We start from the raw sequence: 18,473 nt of genomic DNA, 5'->3' as shown, positions 1-18,473 counted from the left end.
TATAGAGTAATAGGAGTGTTATATGAAGTACGTAGACGTTGTTACAGAAAGTAAAATAAGAGGTATCTCTTTAGCTCTTCTTCTTGTTTTTATGAGCTTAGGGTGGTATCTAAATAGTTCTATTTGGTACGAAGCAGCCATAATTGTTGTCTCCATTGCTTTTATACTACATGCCGTAAACTATTATTTAACTACAAGAAATAAAGCAACAGGGATTACGGCAATAGCAGCAAGTTCGGGATTTGGTTTATATAATTTATTGAGTATCTTTTTTTAAAAGAACTATAATTCTCTATATTTGCAAGAAATGAGGACGTTTTATGTTTAAGAAAATTATAAGGTGTTACGATTACAAGTTCATTGCAGCTTTAGTTGTTCTATGCCTTATCGGTTTAGTGATGGTCTATAGTGCAAGTATGATAACTGCTATTAGTCGATATGGGGTAGAAGGTGATTACTTTTATCAAAAGCAAAAACTTGCTCTTATAGCAGGGTTTTTCCTTTTCTGTATGGCAGCCTTTGTGCCTTATAAAATTTATCAAGAGAAAAAAGTGTTAAAATTTTTATTAGTAACAGTGATTATTCTTCTTGTGTTGGTACTTATCGTTGGACACACAGCAGGGAATGCACAAAGTTGGCTTATACTGGGCCCAATTAGAATACAGCCACTAGAATTAGCTAAACTAGCCATCATTTTGTATCTGTCAGCCGTCTTTACGAATAAGCAAGAGTATATAAACGACTTAAAGCGCTCTGTTATTCCGCCTATGCTTATTGTATTTTTTATTTGCTTCTTAATTGCCATGCAACCGGACTATGGTGGAATTCTCCTCATTTTGGGTATTGTCGCAGCTATTGTCTTATGTTCAGGCATCTCAATAAAATCAATGATAAAGATTGCCGTACTAGGAGTAATAGGCATTATTGTTATGCTATTCGTTTTATTAATAACAGGACATATTGCTACCGTCTTTTCTCCTGTTCGTTTAGCTCGTTTCACGGGTTTTCTCCATCCTTTTGCGAATCAGCAAGGAGATGGATACCAACTGGTTAACTCCTACTTGGCTATAGGTACTGGGGGTTTGACAGGACAAGGGTTAGGACAAGGGGTTCAAAAAGCTGGTTATCTTCCTGAATCACACACAGATTTTATTATGGCAGTTATTGCTGAGGAATTAGGTTTTTGGGGAGTGCTTATTGTCTTAGGGCTATTACTTTTTATTATTGTAAAAGGTCTAACCATAGCAAAAAAATGTAAAGAACCTTTTGGAGCACTGTTAGCTATAGGTATTTCAGTTATGGTTGGTATTCAAGTGTTCGTTAATCTTGGAGCAGTAACCGGTATCTTGCCTATCACAGGTGTAACTTTACCTTTTGTGAGTTATGGTGGATCCTCCCTTACATTATTAATGTTGGCTACGGGAGTATTAACAAACATTTCTATGTTAAATAAATTTCAAGAGAAATATAAAAATGAGTCAGTTAAACAAACTAAGTTAAAAAGTATTTAAGCTCAGTAGTAATAGCATCTTATTAAATAAGATGCTATTACTTATTTCTGATAATCGTGATTATGTAAACTAGAAGTGAATACAATATGCAAAAAAAAAATAATTAATAATGAACGTTTTGATGAAATAAATCGTCTTAATTATAGTTGTAAATTTAAAAAACTGAATTTAATTAATAAAGTTAGGGGAGAAGAATTATGAAAAGAGAAGTACAGTTTAATGATGAAGTTATGATTCTAAAATTAAATGGAATGACAGGATTCTTTGCATTAAAGTCCGAATTAAAAATGCCCTATAGCACTATCAAAAATGTATATGTTGACTATTTTGATGCTCCAAAATGGATGCTTCGCATGCCTGGAACATCAATTTCTCCTCTTAATATTTTTGAGGGAAGTTTTAAATACGCCGATGAATGGTATTTTCTTTCTTACGAAAACAGAGTACCTCTTGTAATGATTGAACTTGAAGGGCATGAAAGGTACAAGTATGTCTTTTTTGAAATTGATGATTCCACTAGCGTGGCAGCAGATATTAAAAAACGTATAAGAGATTTATAAACAATATTATTGTTTATATGAGATTATTACTTCCGATATTAATGGTTATGTTAACTACGATATGTTAACTACGATATGTTTAATATGCATCTTTAAATAGTCTTTTAAAGGAAAATATCTATACTGAATGTTTTTATGTTAAAATTTGTATATGGAATGTAAAAACACACTTCGGTTGGTAGTCCGAAGGCATTAATATGTATTAATGTCAGTGACCTTCCCCTCCTCGGGATGTCCATCATTTCATAGTATGTTTAGAGGAGGGAATCGTTATGTCACTAACGATTTACCATGATGGTCAGTTTTGGGTAGGAATTATTGAAGTTGTAGAAGACGGTAAATTAAGAGCATTTCGTTATGTATTTGGAGCAGAGCCTAAAGATACAGAGATATTAGACTTTGTTTATTACAGACTGCTAGATATTATCAATCAATCGGTTCATTCAGGTCTTGATGTAAAAAGAAAATCCGATAAAAAGATAAATCCTAAACGTTTACAGCGCCAAGTAGCAAAAGAAAGAAATAAAGTTGGTGTTTCGACTAAAGCTGAAGAAGCCATAAAACAAGAATATGAAGAAAAGAAAAAAAGCAAAAAAAAGAGAGCTAAACAATATCGTGAAGAACTGAAGGAACAAAAATACCTAATGAAGAAACAAAAAGCAAAGGCCAAGCACAAAGGTAAATAGAGAACAAATAAAGAGCCTTATTATTTAAGGCTCTTTATTTGTTGTTTCCTAGAACTGTGATTACGTTAAAAGATTAAATATGCCATACATAAGGTTTGGCAACTAAAAAGTATTTATTCCCTTTCTTTAATACCTAACACATCCCATGTATTTCCCCATTCCTTCATTGCTTCAAATATTGGGCGCATTGTTTTTCCTTTATCAGTAAGAGAGTACTCTACATGAGGAGGTATTTCTGAATATATTTTACGTGTAATAATTTCCTCCTCATGTAGTTCCTTTAAACGTAAAGAAAGAGTCCGAGGGCTTACTCCTTTTAAAGATTTTTGTATTTCTCCAAAACGTTTTGGTCCAGTAAAAAGTTCCCTTAAGATTAAGAAGGTCCATTTCCCTCCAATAACATTCATCGTCTTTTCTATAGGACATTTAGAAGAATTAGATTTTAGTTCAAGTTGATTATTCATGATATTCCTCCATTACTATTCATAAGGATACTTACTATAAAAAATATCAGGACTATAAAAATGAAAGTACTTCATTTAGTATAATTATTATAAATCGCCCAGTAAATGGTTATTTATAATACATTTATAAAAGGAATGATAAGGATGAAAGCCATTGTTTTTGGAGGTACAGGTTTTATAGGAAGTCATACGGTAGAACAATTGCGGTTAAAAGGACACGAGGTTACAGCGGTGGTTCGCCAAACTAGCGAAACTTCCTTTTTGGATAACTTAGGTGTGCGAGTAGTTAGAGTAGACTTCTCCAGAACAGAATCTTTTGGAGAGATTATTAAAGGGCATCAAAAAGTTTATAACTGTACCGCAGATGCTAACCTAAGCACTGAAGTTAATTTAGAAGCACCTGTGGAGATTGAATTGACAAGAAAACTCCTTAAACAGGCTGCTTTAAATGGCGTTGAGCGTTTTATACAATTAAGCTCAATTGTAGTATATGATTTTCGTACAAATAAACCTATAACTGAATCCTATGATATACGTCCAGAGTACCCTATTCAGAAGTTACTTCTAAAAAGAGAAGAGATTGTTCAAGAAATAGGAAAAGAAACAGATATGGTAACAATTATCCTACGTCCAGCAAGTGCAATAGGATCTCGAGATAAGGCTTCTTTTTTCTCAAGATTATTAAAAGATCATTCAGATAATAAATTTCCGATTTTGAAAAATGGCCAAACAATAGTTTCTTTAATTGATACACGCGATATAGGAAGAGCAATGGAATGGCTAGGTACCTATAAGACGTTTACAAAAAAACAAAACGTCTTTTTACTTAAAGGATTTGATACAACCTGGGGAAGTCTAAAAACAGCTATAGACGAGGCTAGAGGGAAAGTAGCAAGTGTACGTGACTTATCTAAAATAGTAGAGGAAAGTACACCCCTATCTTACGCTTTAAGTACTTTCAGTACAAATCGGATTTGGGATGATGAAAAAATAAGAAGTTTAGGCTTCAAGACTAAATATTCCCAAACTGAAAGCGTACAAAATGCAGTTAGGGACTTAATTAAAAGGAACGTTATTTAAAGATAAAGCCTAATAAACCCATTTTTAGTTTATTAGACTTTTTAGTACCTACAAATGGTTTTATGTTAACTACAAATGTATAGAATATTCATTTTAAAAAGACAAAGCTACTGAACAGGGATCAGTAGCTTTGTCTTGTAAATAGAGTATAGAGTAGTCGAGATGACTCCCTATAAAATCCATTATGGTAACTAAATTATAGATAATTCTCTTTATGTAAATTAAAAACATGTAGAATATAAATAATGACATGTTATTTTTTATAAAGGATGGAAATATATTATGCAAATCATTAATGTTAGAGAACATGTAGAGTATCAAGAGAAAGCAATAAAATACATTCAGAACAAATGGGCAAACGAAAATACTCTCAAGCTTTATGAAGATTGTATTGTACATAGTTTGAAAACAGATAACAGCCTTCCAATTTGGTATCTGTTAGAGAATAGAGGAGAAATCATTGGCTGTGCAGGACTTATTAGTAACGATTTCATCAGTCGTATGGATTTGTGGCCATGGGTATGTGCTCTTTATATTGAAGAAGGCTATCGAGGTATGTCTTTAGGGGAAAAGCTTCTTTTAAAAATCAAAGAAGATACTAAAAATGCTGGATTCAATAAGCTTTATTTATGTACCAATCATATCGGATATTATGAAAAGTACGATTTCTCATATATAGGAGATGGTTATCACCCTTGGGGGAGTATCTCAAGAATATATGAAGCTAGTTTAATCAAGTAATAATGTTCTCTAAGAGTATCGATAAACCGTTTTATATTAACTAGGAATGAACGTCTCATACATAATGTTTTATAATACAACTATTGTTAAAATGGAATTAAAAGGATAAACAAAAGGAGGATTTTTATGTTTCAAAGTTTAGATAGTTTTTTAAAATCTTGGGAATATGAAGCAAATGCTACCCAGAGATTACTAAAAAATTTAACTGATGGGTCTCTTAAACAGGAAATTACTTCACAGAATTGGACTCTAGGACGTATTGCTTGGCATACAGTAGCTGCCATTCACATAATTGCTTCAAATACTAACTTAACGTTTGAGGCACCGTCTGAAGATTGGCCTGTTCCGACTACGGCTCAGTTTATAGCAGACAGCTATCAGCAAGCAAGTGACGCATTTGTACAAGCATTAAAAACTCAATGGATCGACAAAACGTTAGAAGAACGAATAGACTTTTTGGGTAAGAAAATACCAAATGGGTCACTTTTAATGTTTTTAATACAACATCAAGCCCACCACCGGGGACAAATGACCGTTCTTATGAGGCAGGCAGGATTACCCGTTCCAGGTATTTATGGGCCATCAAAAGAAGATTGGTCGAATTTCGGTATGGAAGCTCCCAAAATGTAACATTAAATATATAAGAGTAAACAAGTGAAAGCCCTTAATAAAAGGGCTTTTTTACATGTGATTTCCGATAAATCCCTTTACGTAAACTAAGGTTGTATATGATATACATTAAGTAAAATCTAAATTTCACAATTAATTTTTATTCTTGAACTATGTATTGAGCATTTGGAGAACTAATTAAAGTACTGATGCCATTAGGATAATAAGGCATAAGTTTATCTGCTGTCTTTAAATCAACCCATTCCACCTTCAGGATGTTTTCATCCAGAGGAATTTGGTTTGACTCTTGGGTGATTTGCCCTTTAAATACTATAAAAAGAATATGATTATTATCTATAAATGCTTCATTCAAACTAACGATACTATCTACTTTGATATCATATCCCGTTTCTTCTTTTGTTTCTCGGATTGCTGCTTGTTCCAGAGTCTCTCCTTTCTCTACTCCTCCACCTGGAAGGGACCATGTATTATTTCTGTTTAATACCACTAAGATTTTCTCTTTCTCCTTGTCTACTAATAGACTGTAAGCTACATCTATTCGATTGAAATCCATTATATCTCCTCCTTTACCATTTATAGATATATTATAAGTTAAGGATTTCTTTATTTGGTAAAATTATAGTGGAGGAGATGAAAAATATATGATTATATCTGCAATGGTTGCTGTAGGAAAAGGAAATGTAATTGGAAAGGATAACGATATTCCTTGGAGGCTCCCAAATGACTGGAAGTATCTAAGGAAAGTTACTATGGGGCATTCAATTATTTTAGGTAGGAAAAATTATGAATCTATTGGAAAACCTTTAGATGGACGTAAAAATATCATCATGACTACAAATGAAAATTATAAAGCTCAAGATTGTCATATAGCATATTCAATTGAACATGCTCTTTCCATGTGTGAAGGAGAAGAAGTATTTATCCTTGGCGGAGAAGAAATTTATCGCCAGTTCTTACCCTATACTCATAAATTATACATAACTAGGATCAATCATTATTTTAAGGGTGATCGCTTTTTTCCAGAAGTTGATCTCTCCCTATGGAAAGAGTTATCGGTTGAGAAAGGTACTGAGGATGAAAACAATCATTATGAACATTACTTTCATGTGTATGAAAAGGTAAACTAACTAAATTTGAAAAGATACCGATACAACTGATACATTATGTTAATTGATTTTGTATCTCATATCCATCAATAGTTTACAAATTCCACAAAAGGAATAATACTTATATTGGAAGTTGTATAAGACATAAAAGGGGATTTAATTAATGAACAAAGTAATGGATTATTACTCAACATTTGACGAGTGGGGACGTCTAGATAGGGAACCGTTAGAGTTTCAAATTAACTGGCATTATATACAAAAGTATCTACCGGAAAACGGATGTATCTTAGATAATGGGGCTGGCCCAGGTAAATATGCAATGAAACTAGCCGAGAAAGGATTTCAGGTAACGCTAACTGATCTCACTCCTAAATTAGTAAAGGTAGCTGAACATAAAGCAAAAGAGCTTGAGCTTTTTAATCAATTTAATGGATTTCATATTATGGATGCAAAGGATTTAAGTGTATTAAAAAATCAAGAATTCGATGCTTGCTTGATGATGGGGCCAATGTATCATCTACAGAATGAACAAGATCGTGACGCAGCAGTTAAAGAATTGTACCGAGTGACAAAAGATGAGGGAGTTGTATTTGTTGCCTTTATGTCCCGAATTAGGCACACTATCTCTTCATTGTTACATCCAGAATCGTGGAAACCCAATAATACAATAGACAATATCGAAGAGTTTATTGCTACTGGGGACTTTAATCATCAGGATGAAGGAAGATTTACAGGAGCTTATTACTTTGATATACAAGAAATTAATCCTTTTATGGAATCTAAAGGATTTGAAACTCTAAGTGTAGTGGGATCATCTAGTATTGGTTCCCTTTTATCTAAAGAACAATGGGATTACTGGACAAATAAGGGACAAGCCGAAGTTGATCGACTAATTGAATTATTAAAGAAAACAGCAACCGACCCTTATACTTTAGGCGTTTCATCACATTTACTTTATATCGGTAGGAAAAAATATATATTATACTAGGGAGACATACATATGGATAAGCGAGTAGTTATTGAGAAATATACGTCTGATTGGGCCTTATCTTTTAAGGAAGAGGAAAAGCTTTTAAAAGATATTATGAGCAATAAGGCTCTATCAATTGAACATATTGGAAGTACATCTGTTAAGGGATTAGGAGCTAAACCAATATTAGACATTATGGTTGGAGTTTGTAACCTAGAAGAAGTAGTTGCCTTTATTGAACCACTAAATAATATTGGATATGAACATATATTTCATCAGGATTTTCCAAATAGAAGGTTCTTTAGAAAAGGGTTATGGCGAGCAGGAACACATCATTTACACATATATAAATACCAAAGCGAAGAATGGAATAATAATATTTTATTTCGAGATTATCTAAGAAAATATTCAGATATACGCGATCAATATAATCAGTTGAAGATTGAATTGGTTCAAAAATATAGTTTTGACCGAGTTGGATATACAGAAGCGAAAGCACCATTTATAACAGCTGTTATTCAGAAAGCGAAAGGTGAAATCAATGTTTGAAAGTCAGCCAACTAAACAAGATTTGATAAACAAATTAGAGAAAGTTCTTAAAGGAAATATGTCTAGAGAACAATTTAATCAATGGTCTTATAAATGGGTTCAAAACCTAGAGAGTAGAAATATCCTCTCTTCTGATGAAGAACAACTACATGAATACCTTATTTTTTTGTTAGGTATTGATTTAGAAATTGAACCAAATATATATTTTCATGAAGATATGGAGCTAAAAGAATGGGTTAAAAAGATAACATCAGGTAGTCCATTAACTTAATATAGATATTTCAATGATTGCCGATAATTCACATTAGGGTAACTAAACAAAGAGGCTCAGAAAAAATCTGAGTCTTTTTTTATTGTTTGCAAATTAACCGTTGACTTAGAGCTAACTCTAAGTTGTAACATGTAAAGAAAGGAGGAAATGGAAATGTATAGTATATCTGAAGTTGCTATGAAAACTGGGTTCACAGCTCATACATTACGTTATTATGAAAAGATTGGGTTATTAACTTCACCATTAAGAAAAGGTGGAAAAAGAAGATATACAGAAGGTGAAATTCGCCTTCTTAAATTTATGAAAATGTTAAAACAAACAGGGATGTCTTTGGAAGATATCCAGGAATTTTTAAAGGATGGATGTCTCCTAGAAAATATTGATTCTACAGCCATTCAATTAAAAAAGATTCAAACGAGGGCAGAGATTTTAAACAAACACTTACTTCTTTTAGAGAAGCAAAAACAAGAGATTGAAACTGTTATGAACGTGACAAAAGAGAAATTAGAGGCGTACAAAACAATGATTGGAGACTTAAAAGATGAAAAGTAGAATATACCTTATGTTGATAGGCTTCGCTATATTTACAGGTGCTACATTCAATTTGGCTAAGTATGCTGTTCACTACTTCTCCCCTGCAAGTGCTGCAGCATGGCGATTTGGTATTGCTGCACTCGCTATGGTTCTTATATTAGGATTACAAAAACAAATAAAGTCAAAAGCCATTAAGAACTATTGGAAAATGTATATCTTACTTGGCATCATAGGAATCTTTGGGTTCAATGCTTTTTTCTTTTTAGGAATGCAATATACTTCACCTTTAAACGGGGCTCTCATCATGGGAACTAACCCTCTAGTAACTGCACTTTTTGCTTATTTTATTTTAAAGAATCCCATTACAAAACAGCAAATGTTGGGTATATCCTTTGCTTTAGTAGGCGTTATTCTTGTCCTTACGCAAGGTTCGTTAAAAATTATTCTAACACTATCGATTTCTAAAGGGGATTTATTAATCTTAACAGGGAACTTATGTTGGGCTTTATATGGTGTATTAGGAAGAAAATATTTAAAGGGTAGTTCTTCAATGGAGACAACTACTTATACAATGATTGTTGGTTCTCTTTGTCTTTTAGTCTTAACAGCTTTTTCACCAAGCCCTCAGCCTTTGTCTCACGTTACATGGTCAGCTTGGGGAGCTATTCTCTTTATGGCTCTATTTACAAGTGTATTAGGCTATCTGTGGTGGAATAAAGGAATGGCTACGATTGGCGCAAGTAATACATCTTTATTTTTTAATTTAGTTCCAGTCGTCACCATGATTCTTTCTATTTTAACCGGATCCCTTATTACATTACCTCAAGTAATAGGTACATGTTTAGTTATTTTAGGTGTTTTAACAGCTTCTGGCTTCTTAAACTTGAGAAGAAAACAAAAAGTTTCGGCTTCAATATAACGATAAACTGCTAAAGCCTATATAAAAAATATATAGGCTTTATTATCTCCGATAACTTTGTTATATCATTTTTTTAAAATTTAATTTTTCACACCCACATGTTCAATTATTCGCTTCATTGCCTGAATCTGGCCCATATGAGTCGCTTCATGCATCAGTGTAACACCCGCCAGCTCTCCAAAGGTTTTACATCCCAAAAATGGCTTTTCCAAGTTATTGTTTAGCTGTTCAGCAGGAATTTGCTGAATACGAGCCAATTGATCTTTTAGTTGGATCTTAAGCTCATCCATAGTAGGTACATCCCCCGTCCAATCGGCTGGTTTCGTACCATTTCCGAACAATTCCATATAATTTGCTGGAAGATGGGTTGTTGCATGAGGAAAACCAAACATAGTTTGTTCAGTAATTGTCAAAACGTGACCTGTATGCCAATGAATTGTGTTGTTAAAACCATCTGGCTGTACATCAGTTTGCCCCTTAGAAACAGCCTCTATGATTTTGAGGAAGTACTCTCTTCCGATTTCAAATTGTTTGAATACAAGTTTGTCCATCTCTTTCTCCCCTTTCACTGATACAATCATCCATATTATACCACCTATAGAGGGATAGGAATATAATTAAGGCACCTCTAGCGCTTCAAAATATTCGTACCTAGTTAACATAACTTATTTACTCTTGTCGTTAATAATCTATTAATAGAAGGCTTTTTCTACAATATATATAACTATTAAAGTAATTTTAAATTCTTTATAAGAAAAAACCTTTACTAAACATAACACGTAAAGGTTTTTTTATAAGTTTCTTCTATTATAATAATATCTCCTTGATCAAGGTATGGATTTAAGTTTCTCTGTTAAACATAAAAAAGCTTCTTTATCTTTATTCTCTAAGGACTGATCAATTTTTTCGAGAATCTTACTTCTTTTGAAGTCATTCATCATTTGATCTAAAAACAGTTCAGCCAACATTTCATCGCTTAAATTTGGATCAACTTGATTCATTTCATTAAGTACATTATTTTCCATAAAACGTCAACCCCTTTATCTTTTCTATTTTGCAAACAGTATTCCCTTTTGCACTTTTTTTATGCAAGGTTGATAGATGAAGTGAGACATAGAATAATATGTAATATGCGTAATTACGCTCCTATATTCTTTTTAGATATTTTTCATATGTCTTCAATTAGCTGAAAAAAGATAAAAATTAAATCATAAAGATTAATATTTTATTATCTATACTTAGCAACAACAAATAAACATTTTCACCTTTTAATATATATCAATCTATTTTATCTTTACCTCTAAAAAAATTTTTGTATTCATAATGACTTAAAAGAAAATTTATAATCATTTAACTTTAGAGTGCTTTTATTAACGTAATCTTTGTTAAAGATAAATAGTAAATTAATTTTATATATAGATGTAAATGCACAACCTCTTTTATAAAAATTAAAGTTGTACCATTTACTCTAGGTGACGACAAATAATTGGTTTTTCACTAATGTAGTAATATAAAAAAATTTTTAAGAAAGCACTCTAAACATTACTTAAGGATAGTGGATATTTATGTGCAAATTAATAATTTGCAAAAAGGATATTATTATAGTCAGAATAAATTTTGTATTCAAAAAAATACGTTGACAAATTGAATAGATAGATATAATATTGCATGTAATCAAATAATAATAAGCAAAGATTGGAAATAGTAGAAGGATATCTAAACTTGTCAGAGAGCCGATGGTTGGTGAGAATCGGTAGTTATTACCTTTGAACTCATCCAAGAGCTACTCCCTGAATATTATAAGTAGGGGATGTCGGTTTTCTACCGTTATGAAGATAGGTGGTGATAGCTGCCGAAAATGAGTGGGTTAATTATGTAATGATTGATCAATTAGAGTGGTACCGCGAGCAACGCCTCGTCTCTATATTTTTATAGAGGCGGGGCTTTTTTTATACATTCATATGAAGAAGGAGTGTTTCTGAAATGACGAGAAAAATTTGGATGTTTGATACGACTTTAAGAGATGGGGAGCAAGTCCCAGGGGCTAAGTTGAACCTGTATGAAAAACTAGAAGTAGCGCAGCAACTAAAGAAGCTGAAAGTCGATATTATCGAAGCTGGTTTTCCTTCATCTTCAGCTGGTGATTTTAATGCTGTGAAAGAAATTGCTCTGAAAATAGGAAATACAGACGAAACGATCATTACAGCGTTAGCAAGAGCAGTAAAGACTGATATTGATGCTGTTTATAATAGTGTGAAATATGCTAAAAAACCGTTAATCCATATAGTTTTAGGCGCTTCAGACATTCATGTGGAAAAGAAGTTTGGAAAATCGAAAAGTCAAATCTTAGATCTTGGTGTTGATGCAGTAAAATATGCCAAAACATTTCTACCAAATGTACAATATTCAACGGAGGATGCGTCTCGCTCCGATTTCGAATATTTATGGGCAACGATCGAAGCTGTTGTAAAGGCGGGAGCTACCATTATTAATGTGCCCGATACAGTTGGCTATGCCGAGCCGGAAGAGTTTGGTGAACTAATCTTTAAAATAAATGATCGCTTGAAAAATTTGAATGATAAAGTGCTTTTAAGTGTCCATTGTCATAATGATCTTGGTATGGCAACTGCGAATACGTTAGCTGCAATTAAAAATGGGGCAGATAAAGTTGAGTGTACGATAAATGGCATTGGTGAACGTGCAGGCAATGCTGCACTAGAAGAGGTCGTGATGGCAATTAATACGCGCTCATCAGTTTATAATGCGTACACAAATATTAATACGAAAGAAATTATAAATACATCTAGGTTAGTAAGTAGTTTAATGGGGCTTGATGTACAAGTAAATAAAGCCATTACAGGAGATAATGCCTTTGCTCATTCTTCAGGTATACACCAAGACGGCTTATTAAAAGCAAGAGATGCTTATGAAATCATTAGCCCAATTGAAGTCGGTTTAGACGATATGGAACTTGTTTTAACCGCCCGGTCTGGACGTCATGCGGTGAAAAATGCCCTTGAATCATTAGGCTTTAATGAGATGACTAACATACAATTTGAAGGGATATTTGAAGCTTTCCTTGCATTGGCAGATGCGAAAAAAGAAGTATATAATCATGACTTATATGTCATCGTTGAGAATTATTATGCGAAAAATGATATTCATAATCAGGATATAATGCACTATAGTCATCATTTTTATGAACTAATCGACTTGCAAGTTGTTAGTAATACAAATTTCCCGTCTGCAAGTGTGAAGATTAAAAAGGGTGATCGAATATTAAAAAGCAGTGCCGTCGGTTCTGGCCCAATTGATGCTTTGTATTCTGCTATTACAGAAATTAGTGATTTAGATATTAGATTGATTGAATATAATATTAGCAGTGTATCAAGAGGTAAGGAAGCATTAGGAAAAGTAAAGATCCAAGTGGAATACAAAGGCGAAAAGTATATTGCCAAGGCAACAGATACGGATGTTATGAAAGCAAGTGCATTTGCGTATATTAATGTTGTAAACAGTATCGTGGTTGATACTTTACTTCCGATTGAATAAATAAAAGGTAATATTTAATGGGATGTACTTAGTGTGTTAAAGTATGGACTTGGCAATATTTACTGGATATTAAGTTAGGCTACTATGACGAATGAAAAGAAACATGAATATAAAAACCTTAGGAATCTATAGATTTCTAAGGTTTTTGTATCCTGGGAATATGGATTATGGAAACTAGGCTTTTTTACTGTGTTTACCTTTTGCGCCAAAGCAATTTGTTCCTATAACTCCTGCAATAATGATAATGGCCCCGACTAGATGGTAAAGGTGAAATTGTTCTTTTAAAAAAATTACTCCTGCCAAGATTGTAATGAGTGTAGCAAAATTACTGAAGACACTCATTTTAGATGCTTCTATTATTGATAAAGCGTAATTAGAAAGATAGGAAGTAACTAAAGATGATAATAAACCTAGATAGACAATTGCAATCACAAAATTGAGATGAACAAAAGGCTTCATAAATTGATGGATAGTGTTATTCATTAGATGATTTATCAGTGCTAAACCATTAAAGGTAATAAAACCAAATAAATTCATGATATATGTGATAGTGAATAAGGAATATCGTTGAGTTAAATTTCGAGCACATACATTGTATAGGGACGATACAAGTGCAGAAAGTAAAATCAAACCACTTCCTAGTAGACTAGTATTTTTATTTTCTATATCGTTCATATACATAATATATATCACACCTACCACCGAGAAAATAATAGCTATCTTTTGACCAGATGTAGATGTTTCTTTTAAAAATATGCTCGCAAAGATTAAGGTGAAAATTGGGATTGTTGCTTGAATAATTCCGGCTTCAGATGATGATACATTTACTAGTCCAAATACCTGAAAAGCAAAAAAGAGAGTGGGGTATAAAATAGCTAATGAAGCAATAATCACTATATCCTTTTTAGTTACTTTTAATGCTTTTTTCGTCAGTACTTTTAAGATTGTAACCCCCACAAAAGCAATAGTAAATCGATGCGCTAATGCATCAAAAGGTGTAGCAATAGTTAATGCAACTTTGACAAACATAAATGACAATCCGATAATGATAGCATAAGTAAGTGCAGCTATATATGCTTTTTTCTTTTTAACCATGTGATTGACCTCCTTTAGAATTATCCGGCCGGTTATCACTATAGTAAGAAAAACAAGCAATATCTACGATATAAAAAATACACATCTGTATCGGTACAGATGTGTATTTGGAGGAATACTATGCTTAAATATGAAACAATTTATCATTCTCTACTTCAAAAGATACAGTCTGGGGACTTTCCATCAGGGGCAAAATTACCATCAATTAGAGGCTTATCGCTCGAATATATTTGTAGTAAAAGTACCATAATATCTGCCTTAAAACGTTTGGAAGAGCAACATATTATTTATTCTATTCCAAAGAGTGGTTATTACGTTGTAGAACATCAGGTTTTCGAAGAACCTAGATCTACTGAAGGCGTTGATTTTGCAACATCATCTCCAACATGGCATGCATTTCCTTATAAAGACTTTCAACAGTGTATTAATAAAGCGATTGATACATATCAAGAAGAATTGTTTCGTTATGGAACACCAAAAGGTTTCTCTTTATTAATTGCAGAAGCTAAGAGACTCTTAGAATCTTATCAAGTATTTGCGAAATCTGAACAGATCTTCATCACTTCAGGGGTTCAACAGGCACTCGCTTTACTGAGTATGATGCCTTTTCCAAATAACGGATCTACTATTTTAGTTGAACAACCTAGTTACCATTTGTATATGGATATGCTGAAAACATATGGAATTCATGCAATAGGCATTCAACGTACAGCACAAGGTATTGATCTAGAGCAACTAGAAAAAATATTCAAGGAAGAAGAGGTTAAATTTTTTTATACAATGCCACGCTTCCATAATCCTTTAGGAACGTCATATAGCAAAAAAGACAAAGCAGCTATTTTACAGTTAGCTTATAAATACAATGTGTATATCATAGAAGATGACTATTTAGCAGATTTTGAATATAACACAAAGAATGATCCTCTTTTTTCAGAGGATATAAAGGAACAGGTTATCTACTTAAAGAGCTTTTCAAAAATCATGTTTCCAGGTTTAAGAATTGGTTTAGCCGTACTTCCTCCTCCAATTCTTAGTAGCTTTCAAAAATTTAGAATGACCTCAGATATAGATAGCTCTATGATTTCACAAGCTGCCCTATATCTTTATATAAAAAGTGGTATGTTTGAACATAATAAATCAAAAGTAAGTAGTATTTACCATAAACGTGCACAAATTCTTCATCAATCTCTGCAAAAGCATCTGGCTAATTACGAATCATCGTCAGAAATAGTTATGCATGGTCATATTTTGCTACCTAGACAAGTAAATATGAAGTTATTTATTCGTTATTTATACGAACAGGGTGTATATCTGGATTCAGTTGAAAGTAATTATTTAGCCAACTTTCACAAAGAACGGGTTTTAAAGTTAAATGTATCAAATGTTGAAAATCACCGAGTTGAAGAAGGAGTCAGAAAAATTGCCAATGCTTTAAAAAAAAGAGATAACTATTTTGCTTAATTACCTAATGTAATTAAGGTCTTTAACACTGTTTAAGACAAAGAGACTTAAGAGTATTATTCTTGTAATGATATATATTTTTCTCGCTTTCCTTCTATTATTAGTTATGTATTGGGAGATTCAAACAATAACGGATTGGTATTTCAAACATTAGACCAAGCTATCGCTATCTTAAAAAAGAATGAACAACCATTAATTCATAGTGATCGAGGGTATCAATACACGTCCCGTGTGTTTAAGAGAAAAGTAGAAAAAGCAAAAATGGTTCATAGCATGTCACGTGCAGGAAGATGTATAGATAATGGACCAATGGAGTTTTTTTGGGAACGTTGAAGTGTGAAGAATATTACCCACATAAGTACGAAACGATTGAAACGTTACAACAATCAATAAATGATTATATTGATTTTTACAATAACAAACGTTATCAAGAAAGATTAAACGGCTTAAGTCTATTAGAATATAGGATTCAAGCCGCCTAATTTTTTTATTATTTCCACTGTCTACTTGACAGGGGGCTGTTCAAATAATTATTCAAAATGAATTCTTTTTATATAGATTAAGGTCTACGAAAGTTGACCGTTTTTTCGTCATCTCCCGTTCGTTCAAACCAACCTCTAAAGGCCCAGTTATCGTATCCTCCGTCACCTTCATTAATAAACGTTCCTTCTTCAAATATCCAAACTCCAAACGTGATACCATCGTAATCTACGGTATCAAAATATTGGACACCTTGTAACTGGTTTGAATTATAACCTTGACTCAAATTCATGACCACTACATTATATTGTTGACCCGATTCAAAAAGCGCTTTTTCCATTGCTCCTTTGACAAAACCACTTCGATTATCAGCCGTTTTAGCTGCATCCGCAATCGCTTGCCCAATTGCTACTGGATCGATCGCTACGTCTCCTCCAACTTCTACATAAAATACCTATGAAATAGAACTTATATCTAATTCCTGAAGTTTTTCATATAATCATTTTTTATCAAAATTTAATTTAGCTAAATTATTAGTATTAATAACTCCATTTATAAGCCTTAAGTGCATTACCTATTTACAACTGTAGAAAATCTTCTACTTTTACATCCTTCTTTAACTTTCGTAACCCTGCATTTATTCTATAAATTGTGGAGTATTTAGGTATGTAGTTTTTATCATTACAAAGCCTCGATATGGTTGGGCGACTTAACTTTGTGGCATTTTCGAGTTCTAATTGATTGATATCTTCTTGCTTATCCAACCACCTTCCAAACCTTGTTCGCTTCTTTCCTAAGCCTAGAACCATACATCCATCTCCTTTATCAAGAAGTATGGACATTATGTAACTTTTTTAATCATAAAAAAAAAAGTTACATATAGGACAAGCATCGGCTCATATCATAGAGTAAGACGTCAGAAAGAGACGTCACCTTATGCTACCAAGAATGGAGCGATTGAAATGACAAAAGAATTAGCAACCTCGCTATTGAATCGAAAAGACGTCTATTTAACGTTAGAAGGTAAGAAGATGTTAGATGTCATTCTGAAAGAGAAAAGCGCATATGAAGAAAAATAAGAAGCCGGAAAATCATGTAGACACTTATCGACCAACTGTGCGGTATCATTCTATTTATCGTACATATGTAGATAGTCTGTTTCAGGCTACCGAGTTAGACCGAAATCAAATTATAAGATGTGCGCTTTTTACAGCAGCGCACAACCCTGTTTTTTTAACGCTAATGAATCAGTATAAAATAAGTGACGTCCCTCTCCCCTCCTCTCCATGGCAATCTTCTTCACACCCGTTATGGATGGAACAAGAGCCCAACATCGAAGAGAAAGGAGGAGGAGAAAATGATGACCGTGAGAGAAAAAGAACGTCTACAAGAATTTCTACGTTACTTGGAACATCAACAGACGACCAATCGATCTCTGGAAAAACTATTGAATTCAACCAACAGTCCTCTAGCCATGAAAAGGCAGAAAGAATTACGAGACGTCAGCAGCCGATCGAGAGACGTACAAGGGCGATTCCTACCTTACAATTATCAAACAATGGAGGAATTAGACTTGATCTTAGATAAAGAAGTCCAACGAAAACTTAAAATAAAGCCGATTGAAGGTTCTTATAACAGTTATGCGGTGCATGAAAGGGAAAAGAGAGATTGGAGTGGGAATATCTATTTGGCTTGTGTGGCATTGATTTTAGCCATTGGCTTTTTTACCTGACGTCTTTTTAGAATAGTGTCGATATTTTGGGCATAAACATATAGCATGAATACAGTTAAGACCGCCTTATATAATGAGACATAATGGGCGGTCTTTGTTCTAAATATGATTAAAAACATCTTAAAAGTGAGC

At 33.1% G+C, this 18,473-nt stretch carries 26 protein-coding genes and 1 other annotated feature; of the genes, 19 read left to right on the top strand and 7 right to left on the bottom strand.

The window, feature by feature from the left end:
• Positions 1-22 precede the first annotated feature (22 nt).
• From LJY09_RS26650 to LJY09_RS26635, 4 genes are all read left to right on the top strand, one after another.
• Positions 23-277, top strand: coding sequence for a hypothetical protein (locus LJY09_RS26650; RefSeq protein WP_047752026.1), 255 nt, complete (start codon positions 23-25; stop codon positions 275-277).
• Positions 278-320: 43 nt separating this feature from the next.
• The gene (ftsW, locus tag LJY09_RS26645) at positions 321-1,511 is read left to right on the top strand and encodes a putative lipid II flippase FtsW (protein WP_047752027.1); all 1,191 of its coding nucleotides are present in this window, start codon (positions 321-323) and stop codon (positions 1,509-1,511) included.
• Positions 1,512-1,708: 197 nt separating this feature from the next.
• Positions 1,709-2,071 (top strand): hypothetical protein, encoded by a 363-nt coding sequence (locus tag LJY09_RS26640; RefSeq protein ID WP_047752028.1) that lies wholly within the window; start codon positions 1,709-1,711, stop codon positions 2,069-2,071.
• A 272-nt stretch (positions 2,072-2,343) separates the two neighbouring features.
• Positions 2,344-2,757: a YjdF family protein gene (locus LJY09_RS26635; RefSeq protein ID WP_047752029.1), complete on the top strand. Its 414-nt coding sequence runs from the start codon at positions 2,344-2,346 to the stop codon at positions 2,755-2,757.
• A gap of 113 nt (positions 2,758-2,870) precedes the next feature.
• On the opposite strand, the gene LJY09_RS26630 is transcribed toward LJY09_RS26635, so the two are convergent.
• On the bottom strand, positions 2,871-3,221 hold the full coding sequence (locus tag LJY09_RS26630; RefSeq protein WP_047752030.1) for a winged helix-turn-helix transcriptional regulator: 351 nt from the start codon (positions 3,219-3,221) through the stop codon (positions 2,871-2,873).
• Between the two features lie 144 nt (positions 3,222-3,365).
• On the opposite strand from LJY09_RS26630, the gene LJY09_RS26625 reads away from it, so the two are divergent.
• From LJY09_RS26625 to LJY09_RS26615, 3 genes are all read left to right on the top strand, one after another.
• Positions 3,366-4,301 (top strand): NAD-dependent epimerase/dehydratase family protein, encoded by a 936-nt coding sequence (locus tag LJY09_RS26625; protein WP_047752031.1) that lies wholly within the window; start codon positions 3,366-3,368, stop codon positions 4,299-4,301.
• A gap of 282 nt (positions 4,302-4,583) precedes the next feature.
• Positions 4,584-5,042, top strand: coding sequence for a GNAT family N-acetyltransferase (locus LJY09_RS26620; protein ID WP_047752032.1), 459 nt, complete (start codon positions 4,584-4,586; stop codon positions 5,040-5,042).
• 126 nt (positions 5,043-5,168) lie between these two features.
• Positions 5,169-5,672, top strand: a complete 504-nt coding sequence (locus tag LJY09_RS26615) for a DinB family protein (RefSeq protein WP_047752033.1) — start codon at positions 5,169-5,171, stop codon at positions 5,670-5,672.
• A 139-nt stretch (positions 5,673-5,811) separates the two neighbouring features.
• Here the strand turns inward: LJY09_RS26615 and LJY09_RS26610 are convergent, their stop codons facing one another.
• A complete protein-coding gene (locus tag LJY09_RS26610) occupies positions 5,812-6,225 on the bottom strand; it encodes an NUDIX hydrolase (protein ID WP_228307882.1) in 414 nt (137 codons plus the stop codon).
• 88 nt (positions 6,226-6,313) lie between these two features.
• Here LJY09_RS26610 and LJY09_RS26605 point away from each other — a divergent pair, with 88 nt between their 5' ends.
• The 6 genes from LJY09_RS26605 to LJY09_RS26580 all read left to right on the top strand — a co-directional run bounded on the left by LJY09_RS26605 (position 6,314) and on the right by LJY09_RS26580 (position 10,021).
• On the top strand, positions 6,314-6,799 hold the full coding sequence (locus tag LJY09_RS26605; RefSeq protein WP_047752035.1) for a dihydrofolate reductase: 486 nt from the start codon (positions 6,314-6,316) through the stop codon (positions 6,797-6,799).
• 142 nt (positions 6,800-6,941) lie between these two features.
• Entirely contained in the window at positions 6,942-7,766 is an 825-nt protein-coding gene (locus LJY09_RS26600; RefSeq protein ID WP_047752036.1) for a class I SAM-dependent methyltransferase, read from the top strand.
• A gap of 12 nt (positions 7,767-7,778) precedes the next feature.
• Positions 7,779-8,297 carry a GrpB family protein gene (locus LJY09_RS26595; protein ID WP_047752037.1) on the top strand — a complete coding sequence of 173 codons (519 nt, stop codon included), beginning with the start codon at positions 7,779-7,781 and terminating at the stop codon, positions 8,295-8,297.
• Complete coding sequence (locus tag LJY09_RS26590; protein ID WP_047752038.1) at positions 8,290-8,568, top strand: hypothetical protein; 279 nt, start codon at positions 8,290-8,292, stop codon at positions 8,566-8,568. Before LJY09_RS26595 ends, LJY09_RS26590 begins: the two co-directional genes overlap by 8 nt.
• Before the next feature lie 153 nt (positions 8,569-8,721).
• The gene (locus LJY09_RS26585; RefSeq protein ID WP_047752039.1) at positions 8,722-9,120 is read left to right on the top strand and encodes a MerR family transcriptional regulator; all 399 of its coding nucleotides are present in this window, start codon (positions 8,722-8,724) and stop codon (positions 9,118-9,120) included.
• Positions 9,110-10,021 (top strand): DMT family transporter, encoded by a 912-nt coding sequence (locus LJY09_RS26580; protein ID WP_228307881.1) that lies wholly within the window; start codon positions 9,110-9,112, stop codon positions 10,019-10,021. Before LJY09_RS26585 ends, LJY09_RS26580 begins: the two co-directional genes overlap by 11 nt.
• 80 nt (positions 10,022-10,101) lie before the next feature.
• Here LJY09_RS26580 and LJY09_RS26575 read toward each other — a convergent pair whose 3' ends face one another.
• Entirely contained in the window at positions 10,102-10,572 is a 471-nt protein-coding gene (locus LJY09_RS26575) for a DinB family protein (RefSeq protein ID WP_047752079.1), read from the bottom strand.
• Positions 10,573-10,848: 276 nt separating this feature from the next.
• On the bottom strand, positions 10,849-11,046 hold the full coding sequence (locus LJY09_RS26570) for an IDEAL domain-containing protein (protein WP_047752041.1): 198 nt from the start codon (positions 11,044-11,046) through the stop codon (positions 10,849-10,851).
• Between the two features lie 657 nt (positions 11,047-11,703).
• Positions 11,704-11,947 (top strand) — a binding site (T-box leader).
• 57 nt (positions 11,948-12,004) lie between these two features.
• On the opposite strand from LJY09_RS26570, the gene LJY09_RS26565 reads away from it, so the two are divergent.
• Positions 12,005-13,573, top strand: coding sequence for a 2-isopropylmalate synthase (locus LJY09_RS26565; RefSeq protein WP_228307880.1), 1,569 nt, complete (start codon positions 12,005-12,007; stop codon positions 13,571-13,573).
• A gap of 174 nt (positions 13,574-13,747) precedes the next feature.
• Here the strand turns inward: LJY09_RS26565 and LJY09_RS26560 are convergent, their stop codons facing one another.
• On the bottom strand, positions 13,748-14,668 hold the full coding sequence (locus LJY09_RS26560; protein WP_047752042.1) for a DMT family transporter: 921 nt from the start codon (positions 14,666-14,668) through the stop codon (positions 13,748-13,750).
• Positions 14,669-14,788: 120 nt separating this feature from the next.
• On the opposite strand from LJY09_RS26560, the gene LJY09_RS26555 reads away from it, so the two are divergent.
• The 3 genes from LJY09_RS26555 to LJY09_RS27860 all read left to right on the top strand — a co-directional run bounded on the left by LJY09_RS26555 (position 14,789) and on the right by LJY09_RS27860 (position 16,611).
• Complete coding sequence (locus tag LJY09_RS26555) at positions 14,789-16,129, top strand: aminotransferase-like domain-containing protein (RefSeq protein WP_047752043.1); 1,341 nt, start codon at positions 14,789-14,791, stop codon at positions 16,127-16,129.
• A 111-nt stretch (positions 16,130-16,240) separates the two neighbouring features.
• Positions 16,241-16,462 (top strand): DDE-type integrase/transposase/recombinase, encoded by a 222-nt coding sequence (locus LJY09_RS27865; RefSeq protein ID WP_176521468.1) that lies wholly within the window; start codon positions 16,241-16,243, stop codon positions 16,460-16,462.
• A complete protein-coding gene (locus LJY09_RS27860; protein ID WP_080963453.1) occupies positions 16,450-16,611 on the top strand; it encodes an IS3 family transposase in 162 nt (53 codons plus the stop codon). The genes LJY09_RS27865 and LJY09_RS27860 overlap by 13 nt, the downstream gene beginning before the upstream one ends.
• Positions 16,612-16,688: 77 nt before the next feature.
• Here LJY09_RS27860 and LJY09_RS26550 read toward each other — a convergent pair whose 3' ends face one another.
• Together LJY09_RS26550 and LJY09_RS26545 are read right to left on the bottom strand one after the other, a co-directional pair.
• The gene (locus tag LJY09_RS26550) at positions 16,689-16,949 is read right to left on the bottom strand and encodes a hypothetical protein (RefSeq protein WP_228307879.1); all 261 of its coding nucleotides are present in this window, start codon (positions 16,947-16,949) and stop codon (positions 16,689-16,691) included.
• Positions 16,950-17,187: 238 nt separating this feature from the next.
• On the bottom strand, positions 17,188-17,418 hold the full coding sequence (locus LJY09_RS26545) for an XRE family transcriptional regulator (protein ID WP_047752044.1): 231 nt from the start codon (positions 17,416-17,418) through the stop codon (positions 17,188-17,190).
• Between the two features lie 256 nt (positions 17,419-17,674).
• On the opposite strand from LJY09_RS26545, the gene LJY09_RS26540 reads away from it, so the two are divergent.
• The gene (locus LJY09_RS26540) at positions 17,675-18,196 is read left to right on the top strand and encodes a hypothetical protein (RefSeq protein WP_053001520.1); all 522 of its coding nucleotides are present in this window, start codon (positions 17,675-17,677) and stop codon (positions 18,194-18,196) included.
• On the top strand, positions 18,183-18,341 hold the full coding sequence (locus LJY09_RS26535; protein WP_155404219.1) for a hypothetical protein: 159 nt from the start codon (positions 18,183-18,185) through the stop codon (positions 18,339-18,341). The genes LJY09_RS26540 and LJY09_RS26535 overlap by 14 nt, the downstream gene beginning before the upstream one ends.
• The last annotated feature ends 132 nt before the right edge of the window (positions 18,342-18,473 follow it).

The sequence above is a fragment of the Priestia sp. J2 genome, from assembly GCF_020790095.1.
GTDB lineage: Bacteria > Bacillota > Bacilli > Bacillales > Bacillaceae_H > Priestia > Priestia zanthoxyli.
This window is presented reverse-complemented; position numbering and strand designations above follow the sequence as displayed.